Source organism: Ruegeria sp. N8 (assembly GCF_056531325.1).
In genome coordinates, this window is record NZ_JBQFLQ010000020.1 from 1 (window position 1) to 12,799 (window position 12,799).

General features: G+C 51.2%; 12 protein-coding genes. 10 read left to right on the plus strand and 2 right to left on the minus strand.

From position 1 onward, the window contains the following. Positions 1–607: 607 nt before the first annotated feature. From ACR0C5_RS19340 to ACR0C5_RS19385, 10 genes are all read left to right on the plus strand, one after another. Positions 608–1,534, plus strand: coding sequence for a hypothetical protein (locus ACR0C5_RS19340; protein WP_480878540.1), 927 nt, complete (start codon positions 608–610; stop codon positions 1,532–1,534). 635 nt (positions 1,535–2,169) lie between these two features. Beyond that, positions 2,170–3,003 (plus strand): hypothetical protein, encoded by an 834-nt coding sequence (locus ACR0C5_RS19345; protein WP_170603765.1) that lies wholly within the window; start codon positions 2,170–2,172, stop codon positions 3,001–3,003. Next, positions 3,000–3,851, plus strand: coding sequence for a hypothetical protein (locus ACR0C5_RS19350; protein WP_480878542.1), 852 nt, complete (start codon positions 3,000–3,002; stop codon positions 3,849–3,851). Before ACR0C5_RS19345 ends, ACR0C5_RS19350 begins: the two co-directional genes overlap by 4 nt. 327 nt (positions 3,852–4,178) lie before the next feature. Next, positions 4,179–4,346, plus strand: coding sequence for a hypothetical protein (locus ACR0C5_RS19355; RefSeq protein ID WP_170484287.1), 168 nt, complete (start codon positions 4,179–4,181; stop codon positions 4,344–4,346). Then, positions 4,339–4,530: a hypothetical protein gene (locus tag ACR0C5_RS19360; protein WP_480878545.1), complete on the plus strand. Its 192-nt coding sequence runs from the start codon at positions 4,339–4,341 to the stop codon at positions 4,528–4,530. Before ACR0C5_RS19355 ends, ACR0C5_RS19360 begins: the two co-directional genes overlap by 8 nt. Positions 4,531–4,567: 37 nt before the next feature. Continuing rightward, positions 4,568–5,872 (plus strand): DUF6538 domain-containing protein, encoded by a 1,305-nt coding sequence (locus ACR0C5_RS19365; protein WP_480878548.1) that lies wholly within the window; start codon positions 4,568–4,570, stop codon positions 5,870–5,872. Then, a complete protein-coding gene (locus ACR0C5_RS19370; RefSeq protein WP_480878550.1) occupies positions 5,869–6,042 on the plus strand; it encodes a hypothetical protein in 174 nt (57 codons plus the stop codon). The genes ACR0C5_RS19365 and ACR0C5_RS19370 overlap by 4 nt, the downstream gene beginning before the upstream one ends. Positions 6,043–6,470: 428 nt before the next feature. Next, complete coding sequence (locus tag ACR0C5_RS19375; RefSeq protein WP_480878552.1) at positions 6,471–10,367, plus strand: PAS domain S-box protein; 3,897 nt, start codon at positions 6,471–6,473, stop codon at positions 10,365–10,367. A 34-nt stretch (positions 10,368–10,401) separates the two neighbouring features. Next, entirely contained in the window at positions 10,402–10,743 is a 342-nt protein-coding gene (locus ACR0C5_RS19380) for an STAS domain-containing protein (RefSeq protein ID WP_170503490.1), read from the plus strand. A 31-nt stretch (positions 10,744–10,774) separates the two neighbouring features. Then, a complete protein-coding gene (locus tag ACR0C5_RS19385; RefSeq protein WP_480878554.1) occupies positions 10,775–11,929 on the plus strand; it encodes a mechanosensitive ion channel domain-containing protein in 1,155 nt (384 codons plus the stop codon). A 28-nt stretch (positions 11,930–11,957) separates the two neighbouring features. On the opposite strand, the gene ACR0C5_RS19390 is transcribed toward ACR0C5_RS19385, so the two are convergent. After that, positions 11,958–12,293 (minus strand): STAS domain-containing protein, encoded by a 336-nt coding sequence (locus ACR0C5_RS19390; protein WP_480878556.1) that lies wholly within the window; start codon positions 12,291–12,293, stop codon positions 11,958–11,960. Between the two features lie 322 nt (positions 12,294–12,615). Further along, the coding region (locus ACR0C5_RS19395) for a hypothetical protein (protein WP_480878558.1) at positions 12,616–12,799 on the minus strand (184 nt) is incomplete at its 5' end.

Below are 12,799 nucleotides of genomic sequence, written 5' to 3' on the forward strand. Positions count from 1 at the left end.
GCCAGCACCAGCGACCAGTCTTCAGCACCCGGAACGACTCGACAGCGGGTCGTCAGCGCCAGTGGACGGTCGATCCAGCGGTCTAGTCAGCACCCGTTAACGAGCTCTCTAGCGGTCAGAAATGCCCGTCGCAGAGCTTAGCGAATGCCCCGAAACCGCCCCAGTTGGTCGGGCTTCTCTAAAAAGCCGATAACAATCATCGGGCGGCAAGGATTCCTACCACCCCAGCCAGCTCATCAGAACATGGAACGACTGTAGGCGCTTGGGGCTAAACCCTCCGAGAAATGCCCCCGTTTATGCCCCAGTGGTTTCGGGTGTTACGGGTGCGCAGGGTGAGCCCTCTGAAGTCGTTGAAAGCCCATGCCACAGGTCATAGCAGGTCGCGATCGACCCCGTTCGCCCAGAAGTCCCAGTCGTCGCGCTTGTTATCCGCCGCCGACCCCTCAATCAGACTATCCGGGCGCATACGGTGTACTCCATCCCGCGAGCGCTGGAGATTTTACTCCGAATGAGATCAATTATGCACTTCCTCTTGATGCAAATCAAAAGTTACATTCTGATTTTAAGATATATTTAAGCACTTTCGGAGTTCTGCAAAAAGGAAGGGATGGCTGAAGTTTCAATGCTCCGCATTGGTGAAATTGGACCGTTGTCTGCTGCCTATGAGGCCCACGGAAACTTGCAAATCGATACACCAGTTGAGATGAAGAGAAGCGACAGAAAAAGACTTAAAGCGCTATGCGTAGCTATTTGCTCGCTTCTCTCTGCGTGCGCGCCCTCCCTTCCAGACATAAACACTGCCAATTTAGCATCGCGTTCAACGATAAACTTGTCCGTGCGGATCGTAGACGGAGATGTCCGTAGCACCGCTTATACGCGAGGCGAAGGTGCTGTTTCGGGTATTGGCGCAGGCGCCGGAGGTGCTTTGGAGGCGGGGCTTTCCTCAGCAGACCCATTCGGACTGGCTCTCGGTGTCGCATTAGTTCCTGTGTTTGCCACTGCAGGAGGAATCTATGGTGCCGCGAGTGGAACGTCGCGATCGCGTGAGGAAATTGTACGTGCATTAGATACACTGAACCGGGCATACCAACCATCAAAGTTTGAACGAGCATTCGAAGCGACACTTTCCAACTCTTTGAGTACTGGACTTTTCGATGGCGTGCCGCCGTGTTTCACAACCAGTTCAAGCAGATCAAGCTGCCCACAAGGTGCACAAACTTCCAATCTTGTTATTCGCACCTCGTTTAACCTAGTTCCGGCCGACTCTGGTGCAGGTTCTGGAAATTTGGACTTTGTTGTTCAGACGCTTTTGACCGCCGAACCTAAGGGTGTCCTGCAGCCGGAGTGTATTTCGCTCAGATATACGAATTTCGCCGGTAACTTATTTGAGTTAGCAGAAAACAACGGTCAGCCCATGACAACGTCTCTTCAGTCAACGCTGTATGATTTTGCCGTGGAATTGCCTCTATTTCTTAGATCTGCGGAAGCTGATTGGGGTGAATCAAGTTGGACAAGACTGAGGTGCGCCGAATGATATGTTTGGATTGACATCGTCTCGAGCGTTCAGAGCGCAATTGGAAACTTACGTGCATCCGAGGATTTGCGGATTCGTCTGATTGAGGGGTCGGCGGCCGATAACAAGCGCGACGACTGGGACTTCTGGGCGAACGGGGTCGATCGCGACCTGCTATGACCTGTGGCATGGGCCTTCAAAGACCTCAGAGGGCTCACCCTGCGCACCCGTAACACCCGAAACCACTGGGGCATAAACGGGGGCATTTCTCAGAGGGTTTAGCCCCAAGTGCCTGCTGTCTATCCATGTTCTGATGAACTGGCTGGGGTGGTAGGAATCCTTGCCGTCCGATGCTTAGACTCGGCTTTTTTGCGAAGCAGAAGAAACTGGGGCAGTTTCGGGGGCATTTTATCGCTGGATCGACCGCTGACGAGACCGCCAGAGGACCGTCCACTGGCGCTGGCTGGACCGCTGACGACTGGTTCCGGGTGCTGAAGACTGGTCGCTGGTGCTGGCGGTTGGGGGGCTTGGTGGGGCCGTTGAGAGCCCAGAGCAGCCGGCGGGCTCAGGCATTTTCAATTTTGCTATAGATCAAAGCGATGCGGCGCTGATTAGGACACAATCTGAGGAGATTCAATAAATGGGAGGGCGAGCTTATGGCGGTCGCATGCCATTTTGCAAAGGTTGCTTTAGTAAAGCGTGTTAGGAGATTGCGCTTCGGAATCATTCCTTTTGTCGTAGCTTGGTCTTTGGCTGGCTGTTTATCGCCTACCGACTCTCCTCAGTACGATAACGCATCGTTAGTGGCACTTGGGTTGCCCGAAACACCACAAGGTTACGCTTCTTTTACTGCGATGAATGAACAGCTGAAACCAGCGGGTGTCAATGGTCGCCAAGTAAGTATCAGTGGTTCAATCAGGTCTAAGGATGGCCAGACCGCATACAGAATTTTTCTCAAACCGGGTTATAACTGCGTCACACTCGGTCAGTCTTATGTGGCCGGAACAATAATAAAGTACGATTTCTGTTTTGATGCGATTAAATCGCATGAGTACAGCTTTCGACTCAAAGACAATTACTATGTGGTACAGGACGAAACTGCCGGGCGTCCAGTATTGCACAACGGGCTGACGACGACCAACACAAATGGCTCCGCTCTTCTCGTCTGGTCTCATTTGGGCCATCAGCCGAGTGATGTCGGCTTGATAAAAGGCGCGACTTTCGCTGGGATATTTCAAGGGTCCGATCTAGTTGAAGCGCGTCCAGAGAAAACAAAAAAAGGCGAAAAAACATTCAATATTAAGTCCGGATATCATACCTTCAGGATCGCGTACGCATGGAAAAACTCTCTCTTGTCCGACCCAATAAGCGTAATCCAATACGTTTCGTTGAATGTAGAGCCCGGTGATTACATTCGATTGGTTTCGGGCAATAGGGGGGTTTCGGTTCTGGATGCGCGAACCAACAAAATACTACGAGACCCAAAATGAAACGAAAAATAGGCACACTCCGAAAAGCCTTTTGCATCGTTTCGTTCTCATTGTTGTTGGCATGCGGAGCGCCGACTCCGGAAATTTTACTTTCCAACATGGCCAATCGTTCAACGGTTAACCTTTTTGTGCAGATTGACGGCGACCGTGGTGTCGACACTGCAACCTACACGCGCGGCGAAGGGGCTGCTTCCGGAATAGGCGCAGGAGTTGCTGGCGCATTAGAAGGAGGGCTTTCTTCAGGCGACCCGTTTGGAGTTGTTCTTGGTGTCGTTCTGGTTCCAGTTTTCGCCACCGCGGGCGGGATCTATGGCGCATCAACAGGCACATCTCGATCACGCGAAGAAATCTTGAGGGCGGCCTACACAATAAACCAGGCATATCGACCTGAGAGGTTTGAGAGTGCTTTCGAAGCGATGTTGTCGAATTCACTGCAAACTACGCTTTTTGATGGAGTGTCACCCTGTTTCTCATCACGTTCTAGCAGAGGAGACTGTCCGCAAGGTGCAAGGGCCTCAAATCTCCGTATCCGAACAACTTTTCATCTTGTGCCGGCCGACACCGGGGCTGGTTCGGGAAACTTGGATTTTCTTGGGCGGGCGAAAATGATCGCCGAACCCGCAGGTGTTTTGCAACCGCAGTGTATTCTTCTTGAATACAGAAGCTTAGCCGGCAACCTATTCAAATTGGCGGAGAACAACGGTCGCCCCCTAGCCTCAGCATTTCAGTCTACACTAAATGACTTTGCTACAGAGCTGCCTCAAGTACTTAGATCCGAAGAAGCGAATGGGGCAAAATCAAGTTGGAAACAGCTCGAATGTTCCGAATGGGAGTTCCAGCTTCAATAACACTGAAGGTAGTTTAGCGCGAAGCGCCAATTGGTCTCGGTCGACGAAGGCAATCTGGGGCGTATTTAGTGTTGCATGGTTCGAGCAACAATGAAACTGCCCTTGTTCAAAAGCGAGTCATGATAAGTGGCGCGATATCGCGCCACATCAACGCGATGTATTTTCGCGATCTTGTTAGTGAGCGACCGCTAAGCTCGCGGCAACCACATCAGGCGGCTTTGTCCGCAAACCCGCCATCCGCGCCGAATACCTGAATGTCCACCCCCCCCAGAAAAACCGAGCAACCTCCTGCATCTAAATAAAGAAGCAACTGCAGGAGTTTGATCCATGAAGTACCTGTCTGCCCTCGGCGTTCTCGTCGGGGGTTTTCTTTTGCACCCACCGCCCAAGGCCGTCCTGACGACGATGCTCTGGGTGGTCTCTCGGTCTCACCCCGCTGTCTCAGCGCTGGTTCTGCTGGCGGTTCTCTGGACGTGGAGGTCCGACGATGACTGAACTGGAACTGAACCCCGGTGACGTCGTGGTCGTTCGGGCCTTCGATGACGTTCCTGAACATCTGTTCCGCGTGGAAGAGGTGTTTGAAGACTGCGTGACCGGCTTTGCCGTCACCGGCCCTCTGGCTGGGTCCTACGGCGAACCGGCATTCGAGATGATCGTCAGGGTTATCTCAACCAACTGATCCCATCCCAAATTCGAAACAGAAAAGGAGGAGATTGATGTCTGCTCACATTCGCTATGCCTATCTGAAGGGTCATACGTGGCTGTTCAGACGTAACTATCCCGTTGACGTAGCTCTCGCGCTGGGCGCTCAGGCGCTGAAGCAGAGCCTCAAGACCAGTGACCGCAACACCGCCCGCGTCCGAGCCGCTGAAGTCAATGCGCGGTTCGAAACGCTGGTGGAACAGGTTCGGTCGCAAGCTGAAGACGCCCTGTCTGCTCCAGAGAGCACCGCTGACGTTCCTGAATGGGTTGACCAACCAGAGTCGTCTCTCGTCCGTCTCCGGGCCACTCTGGAGGACTCTGGATGTAATCTGGAGCGGTCTAAGTTCATCAGGCCATCAGCGCCGGTTAAAGTGCCGGTTCGTGACCTGAGCCGGGCTTATCTGAACAAGCGCAGTAACGAACTGCGGCCTAGCGGGTTCAAATCGGTCCGATACTCAATCGGGTTGTTCAATAGTCGATACAGGGACCAGCCGGTTTGCAGCCTGACCAGAGCGGATGGACGAGAGTTTCTGTCCGCAATAGCCCAACTGTCTCCGATGATCGGAAAGTCTGAAAGAACCCGAGGGCTAACCCTGGACCAGTTGGTCGAGTTCTCGTCTCGCGGGTCGGTGACCATTACAGCCAGAACCCAGCGGCGTATCTGGTCTCAGGTTAACCACTTCCTCGACTGGGTGGTCTACGAGGGGCATCTTGAGGTTAATCCCTTCCGAACGGTTCTCTTCGATCGCAAGGTGCGTCCTCAACCCTATGCGGTGCCGACTGACGATGAAGTGGTCCGACTGCTGGGAGCCAAAGACCGGGAGTTACATCCGGTTCTGCTGACCTGTCTGCTGTCAGGAATGCGAGCGGGGGAAGCGGTAGGGTTGCTCCGGGAAGACCTCGTGGCCAAAGGCAACCTCGGCTGCTTCGTTCATGTTAAACCCAATGAGTTGAGACTCCTGAAGACCGACGCGGCGGAGCGACTGGTTCCGGTTCACCCGATGCTGGCCGAGACGTTCCGTGCTTTGCCATCGACCGGTCCACTGTTTCTTGATCTGACCGTAGCGCATGTCACCAAGGGGTTCGCGAGACTGAGACGGCGGTTGGGGCTGGAGCGACCGGGACTGGTGTTCCATTCGACCCGCAAGTGGTTTGTGACCCAGTGCGAACGAACAGGTGTTCCTGAACACTTCACGGCATCTCTGGTCGGTCATCAATCGGCACGATCAGAGAACGGGATCACCTACGGGATTTATTCGGCAGGCATCAGTGACGAGCAACGGCGGTCGATCGTCGATCAGATACAGCTTCCGGTATGACCTTCCCTGACATCGACGCGTTCGAGGAACGGGCTGCGATCGCTGAATACGACGGTGGTTGCACCCGTAAGGTTGCGGAAGATCTGGCCGCTCGTGCTCAGGGATTCCGTGATGCTGAAGCGTACTGGCAGTGGCTGGCCGACTATGTCGCGAACCGAAAACCACCCTGAAAACTAACCCTCGGCGGCCCTTAGCGGGTTGCCGGGGATCTCTTAGTTTTCTTTTTGTTGAACATGGTGTTGGTTCGTTCAAGATAATTGGTCGAAGCGCGGACAAGTTTACCGCTAAGAAATTAGCGATTGGCTGGTGTGTTCAATCTGATTTGGTCGTTAACGATTTGTGAAGCCATTCAATGCTTTGAACCACAGACGGGCTCTCTAATGGCATAAAAAGCTGATGCGATCTCGTCCTTGTCTGCGAACAGAAAGCAACTTGTACCGATTGACGTCAACGTTGCGAAATTTCGTTCTCCCGCTAAACTTGAGCCTAGGAAGTGATTTTCAGCGCTGCTTATCTAGGGCGCAATTGTTCGCTTGCCGTAGCCTGAGCCATTTCAAAGCTCCATTTTCTTTTTGCATTTAGCTTCGGGGAGGGCGCGGTGAGCGAAGTGAAAGAAGGTTGGAATATTTCAATCAGGCTGAAGCTGTTTCTGTTTGGCGCAGTTTTGGCGACGACCAGCTTGATCATTTTTGGCAGCATCGAATACCGCAACGCAAAATCGGCAATCAACGACCTCACCTTTGCGCAGTTGACCGCCGTTCGGGAAATGAAGGCTCAACAGATCGAGGACTATTTTGAGCTGATTTCCAATCAGATCCGCTCCGTTTCGACCAATGAAGAGGCGCACAACGCCATAAATGGGTTTAAACTAGCAATAGCTGCACTCAAATCCTCGAATGAGGCTCGCTTGCCAGAGGCAATGGCCGTGTCTGAGGGCATGCGAAGGTACTATGAAGACGAGTTTTTTGAACGCCTCCAAGCCCATACTCTCGAAGACTTAAAAGGCGTCTCCGCTGAAAGTTATTTTCCGAACACGGAAGTGGGGCGTTATCTTCAGGAGCAATATATCGTTCAGAATCCGCACCCGACCGGCGAAAAGCATGTCCTCACGGACGCCGGGGACGGGACTTATTACAGTTCGATGCACTCGAAGTACCACCCCTGGTTCCGCGACTATCTGGACCGGTTTGGGTTCTACGATATTTTTTTGGTGGAACCTGAAGACGGACAGATAGTGTATTCAGTGTTCAAAGAAGTGGATTTCGGAACCTCCTTGCTGACTGGCCCATATCAGAGGTCAAATTTTGCAGAGGTTTTTAGAGCCGCGCGCCAATGGGGGTTGGAAGCAGAGGGAAATCCTGAACTCGCAGCAGGGCAGGTTTTTGTCAAACTGGCTGACTTTGAACCCTACGAACCTTCCTACAATGCGCCTGCTTCGTTCATAGCTGCACCGATCATGAACCAAGGCAAACTGACCGGCGTTTTGGTATTCCAGATGCCGATTGGGCGCATCAACGAAATCATGACCAGCAATCAGGCTTGGTCCGATGTCGGATTGGGCGAAAGCGGTGAGACTTATCTTGTTGGCTCGGATTTCTTAATGCGAAATCAGTCCCGGTTTTTGATTGAAGATGCGGAAAACTACTTCGCCATGATTAAAAACATCGGGACGGCACCGGAAACCATCCAGCAGATCAGGGCGTTTGAAAGTTCCATCGGGCTTCAGATAGTTGAAACGCAAGGTACTCGAAGAGCTCTAGCCGGCGAAACCGATACCGAAATCTTTCCTGACTATCGCGGTGTTCCCGTTCTTTCTTCATATCGGCCAATCAATTCTGAAGGGATTAATTGGGTCATCATGAGTGAAATCGACGAGGCTGAAGCCTTCGCGCCAGTTACCGACCTTAGGGATCGGATGCTTTTGTTACTGATATTATTTGCTCTGCTTGTCGGTGCGATTTCCGCTGTTCTATCCAAAAGGATCACTTCTCCGATCAAGGAGCTCACACAAAAAGCCGCGATAATGGCAGAAGGTGATTTGGGTGTTGAGATTGACACCAGCGGCGGTGACGAAATTGCCAAGTTGGCGCGCAGTTTTGACGTCATGCGAGACGCCCTAGCCGACCTTATAGGTGGTCTTGAGCAAAAGGTCGCGGAGAGAACTGAAAGCCTTGAGGCCAGTGAAACCCGAATTCGCACAATTTTTGAAAATGCAGCTGATGGCATCATCGTGATAGGGACTGATGGTGTTATCCAAGAATTCAGTCACAGCGCAGAGAAGATATTTGGTTACGACCGAGGCGAGGTTGTCGGAGGAAAAGTAGATGTTCTGATGCCAGAACCGATGCAATCTGAACATGACTCTTATCTGCAACGTTACGTAAAATCCGGAGACCCACGAGTGATAGGAAGAACTCGTGAGGTTGTCGGTCTTCGCAAAAATGGATCAGAGTTTCCAATGGGTCTGACCGTTGGCGAGGCGTTTGTCGGTGGAGAGCGTATTTTTGTAGGCATCGTGCGCGACATCACCGCCCGAAGAGCGGCTGAACAGGAGATGAGCGAGGTTTATCAGATCATCGAACAGATGCCGATGAATGTGTTCGTTCAGTCCGAGGATATGCGCTTCAAGTATGTGAACCGGGCGTTTGAAAAGTTCCACGGCGTCAAACGGGAAAACATCCTTGGCGCGAAAGTCAGGGACATCTTTCCTGAACAAGGAAAGGCATACGAGGGATATAACCGGGATATCCTGGCAACCGGGCGACGTCGAGACGCCGAAACCCTGGTCAAGGACCACACAGGGCAGGACTATCACCTACAAGTCAGCACATTCCCAATCAAGGATGCCGAAGGCAATCACGTAGCAGTTGCTGGTTTGGATATCGACATTACGGAACGGAAGCAAAATGCAAAAAAAATAGCTGACAACCTAGCTTTCATTTCTGCCTTGGTCGACGCCATTCCCAATCCGCTTTTCGTGAAAGATCCAGAAGCCCGATTTCTCACTTTCAACGAAGCATACAATAATGTGTTCGGAAGCACTGCCAACGAAAAATACATTGGCAAGACCCTTCTGGATATGGAGCACCCATCCGAAGAAAAAAGGCGTTTTCACCACGAGGAGGACGTCGAACTTATCAAGGATGGCGGAACGAAACACAGCGAGATTTCCGTTACCCTTTTGGATGGCAGCGAGCGCCAGATGCTCTACTGGGCCAAAGCTTTTGATTTGTCTGACGGAAGCCGCGGTGGAATGCTCGGAGTGGTGGTGGACATCACCCACCAAAAGGAACTCGAAAAGCAACTTTCCATCGCAAACAAACGCATGGGTGACGAGCTCAATATCGGACGTGAAATCCAGATGAGCATGATCCCACTGACGTTCCCGCGTTTCCCTGAGCATAGGGATATAGATGTGTGGGCCACGTTGCGGCCTGCGCGAGAGGTGGGAGGAGACTTCTACGACTTCTTTTTCATCAACGAGCGCAAGTTTGCCTTTGTCGTTGCAGATGTGTCGGGTAAGGGCGTCCCGGCAGCGCTGCTCATGGCGGTTACGAAAACTTTGCTGAAATCGCATTCCCAGTCGACCATGTCGACGGCGCGCATCATTCAGAAAACGAACAACGAACTGAGCGAGAACAACAAGGACTGCATGTTTATCACAGTCTTTTTCGGCATCATTGATACCGAGACTGGCGAGATGACCTACACCAATGCTGGACATAACCCGCCATACATTCTTTCCCCGACTGGCGAGCTTAAAACTTTGGATGAAATCCATGGACCCATGATAGGTGTCATGGAGAACATTCAATATGAGGAAGCCACAATCAAGTTGGGAATGGATGACAAGATCATCGTATTCACTGATGGCATCACCGAAGCCTTCAATAGCGAAGGTGAAGCTTACGGTGAGAAGCGGCTAGAACATTTGTTGTCCGTGTCAAACAAACACGGTGTGAAGTATTTGATGCATGAGATTGTGGACTCAGTTGATGAATTTGCAGGAGGGGCCGAACAATCGGACGATATTACGGTCTTTGGTTTGCGTTACGTGGATTGGGAAAGTCGAGAGGAACGTGCGGTGATCGAGCTGCATTTGAAAAATGAGCTTTCAGAAATTGACAGGTGTCAAAGAGCGCTTGAGGAATTTGGGGAAAAATTTGGGTTGGAGGCCGAAGTTCAGAATGCCTTGTCGATAGTACTCGATGATTTCCTGAACAACATAATTAGCTACGCCTTCCAGGACGAAGAGGAACACATCATTGATGTGAGCCTCGAAACTGACAAGCAAAGACTTATTGTATCGGTCGAAGACGACGGCATCGAATTCGACCCATTCATGCAGGATGACCCAGATACAGAAAGCTCTTTAGAGGACCGCAAAATTGGCGGATTGGGAATCCACTTGATGAAAAACTTGATGGATGACTACTCGTATCGGAGGAAAAACGGCCGCAATATCACGGTCATGATGAAGCGAATGGGTGACTGAACCCTGTAGGCGGAAGTGGAACAAGAGGCGACAAATGTATCTGGAAATCACATCGAAGTCCGACGACAAAACCGTCTTTGTCTATATCGACGGCGATCTAACCACGACGTCAAGTCCTGACGCTGAAACCGATATCAACCGGATTCTCGAAGACGAGCCAAACAAGAATGTGGTGATCAACGTCGAAAAGGTCGATTTCATCGCATCTACTGGATTGCGTGTTATTCTCGCTCTCGGCAAACGGCTAAATGGGCAGGGAAAGAAACTAGGCGTTTGTGCAATGAACGAGACCACTAAGTCCGTGTTTAACATGTCCGGATTCTCCAGGATCTTTCCGGTCTTTGACACCGAAGACGAAGCCAGGTCAGCGCTATAGTCGACTAATTTTCACTGGGCTGGGGTATTAAATGGAGCAACTAACTACTCTCGTGCAGTCCTATCCGGGACCAACTCTTGTCGTCCTCGTCATAATAGCGCTGATAACCTCTCCATTTCTGAAAACGTTGATTGGAAGCATCGCAATGCGCTTCGCAATGCGTGTGGGATCCATCCAAGTCGATCTTATCGTCGACGCGCTGCGTCCGTTCCACTTTGTCTATGCCTTCCCAGTTGGGGTAGCTTTCTTCCTTGCCAATCTTGGCGAACCTTACGCATATGAAATTCGCCTGATAAGTGGCTTGCTACTGATCGCAATAGCCATTGAAACGATCATCAAGATACTGGCTGGGATCGGTGGTATCATTCGTCATAATGCCGGAGACAAGGGGGCCAGCTCGACCGGATATGTCGATTTGGCAAAGGTCGTCGTTTTCCTCTTAGGGGTCGCCTTTGCGATCTCGATAACAGTTGAAACCGACATCGTTACTCTGCTGAGTGGTCTCGGTGCGTTAACAGCAGTATTAATGTTCATTTTCCGGGACACCCTGATGGCTATTCAGGCGAGCCTGAGAATTGCCTCGTGGGATCTTCTACGCGAAGGTGACAAGGTTAAGGTGCCTGGATTCAAGGCGGACGGAACGGTCAAGCGTATAGGGCTCTATGACATCACTGTTGAGAACGGAGATTACAGCACCACACTAATTCCGACGCACAAATTCTTCGACAGCGCGAACATGAACTACAGGCACATGACTGACACAATGCGGGCGAGACTTGTGTTGTTCACATTTGTGGTCAAAGCGGACTCTGTGCATTTCTGTTCCTTAGAGGAACTGGAAAAACTGCGAGATATCCCTCTTATAAGTGATGACATATCCGCGCTTTTGGCCGACCTGGACAACCCTTCTATACACACCCCTTGGACTGATTTCAGCAAATCAGGGATCACGAACTTCGAACTGTTTCAAGTGTATATGAAACGCTTCATACAAACCCAAAAGAATGTTCACCAACGCAGGCATCCAATTGGTATAAAGGCGTTGCCACCTACGGTTGACGGATATCCGGTTGAAGTTGTGGCCTTCTCTAAGAAAACCGGCGCAGGTGATATCGCTACTATCCAATCTGAGTTGCTGACACATTTCTTAGCAGTGTCGGAATACTTTGGTATCAGACTTATCTGACGCGAATAGCGCGTTTTCTTTGTCAGCTCTAATCAAAAGCAGCAACTGCCTCGTACTCGTCGGCGTGTAGATTAATGAGACTGTCAAACCCCGACATTTCAATGATCTTGGCAACATCCTCGCGGGCTGAGCATATCCGGAGCTCGCCATCATTCGATTGAATGAGTTTTGCGGCCACTAGAATGGATCGCAATCCGGCACTGCTGACATATTCAACGTCCTGCAAGTTTAGCAGCATTTTGGTCGAACCGTTTTCAATGAGGTCATTCAAAAGCTCACCAACTTGCCAAGATGTTGTGCTGACCATCCGCCCCTTGATGTAAACCATATCAATGCCGGCGAAATGTTTGCGCTCAAGTTCCATTCTAACCTCGCTTAACTCTTCCGAGACTGACTATGGTTCAATACACTGACGAATATACTTTCGAAAATCCATCAAACCGGAAAAATTTCATCTACTTAGCATCAGGAACCTATCAAGACTTATGCGTTCTGACAAAAACTCGAGCGTCGGCTGGTTCTCCAGATTGTTCCGAATGATCAGTTTCAATAGGCTAAAGGATGGTTTGTCATAACGCTTGAAATTAAAAGATCTTTTACGTCGTCCGTGACCAAGTGACTGTGGTTCAGTTCTCCTTGGATGCAGACCCGTGCTGCTGAATACGGTAGGGTTCGATGACCTTCCTTTAGCGAAGACTATGGCAGTGCGAGCCAGTGAAGAATCGGGACTTCAACCAGCCATTCGCTGCACTGGTCCAATCACCCCAGCTCCACCCAACCCGCCAGCACCAGCGACCAGTCTTCAGCACCCGGAACGACTCGTCAGCGGTCGTCTCAGCGCCGGTGGGCGGTTCTCTAGCGGTCTCGCAG

Bases quoted from the DNA above. Each gene is read 5' to 3' on its own strand.
- ACR0C5_RS19340 (WP_480878540.1), top strand. From the start codon at position 608: ATGGCTGAAGTTTCAATGCTCCGCATTGGTGAAATTGGACCGTTGTCT.
- ACR0C5_RS19345 (WP_170603765.1), top strand. From the start codon at position 2,170: ATGGCGGTCGCATGCCATTTTGCAAAGGTTGCTTTAGTAAAGCGTGTT.
- ACR0C5_RS19350 (WP_480878542.1), top strand. From the start codon at position 3,000: ATGAAACGAAAAATAGGCACACTCCGAAAAGCCTTTTGCATCGTTTCG.
- ACR0C5_RS19355 (WP_170484287.1), top strand. From the start codon at position 4,179: ATGAAGTACCTGTCTGCCCTCGGCGTTCTCGTCGGGGGTTTTCTTTTG.
- ACR0C5_RS19360 (WP_480878545.1), top strand. From the start codon at position 4,339: ATGACTGAACTGGAACTGAACCCCGGTGACGTCGTGGTCGTTCGGGCC.
- ACR0C5_RS19365 (WP_480878548.1), top strand. From the start codon at position 4,568: ATGTCTGCTCACATTCGCTATGCCTATCTGAAGGGTCATACGTGGCTG.
- ACR0C5_RS19370 (WP_480878550.1), top strand. From the start codon at position 5,869: ATGACCTTCCCTGACATCGACGCGTTCGAGGAACGGGCTGCGATCGCT.
- ACR0C5_RS19380 (WP_170503490.1), top strand. From the start codon at position 10,402: ATGTATCTGGAAATCACATCGAAGTCCGACGACAAAACCGTCTTTGTC.
- ACR0C5_RS19385 (WP_480878554.1), top strand. From the start codon at position 10,775: ATGGAGCAACTAACTACTCTCGTGCAGTCCTATCCGGGACCAACTCTT.
- ACR0C5_RS19390 (WP_480878556.1), bottom strand. From the start codon at position 12,293: ATGGAACTTGAGCGCAAACATTTCGCCGGCATTGATATGGTTTACATC.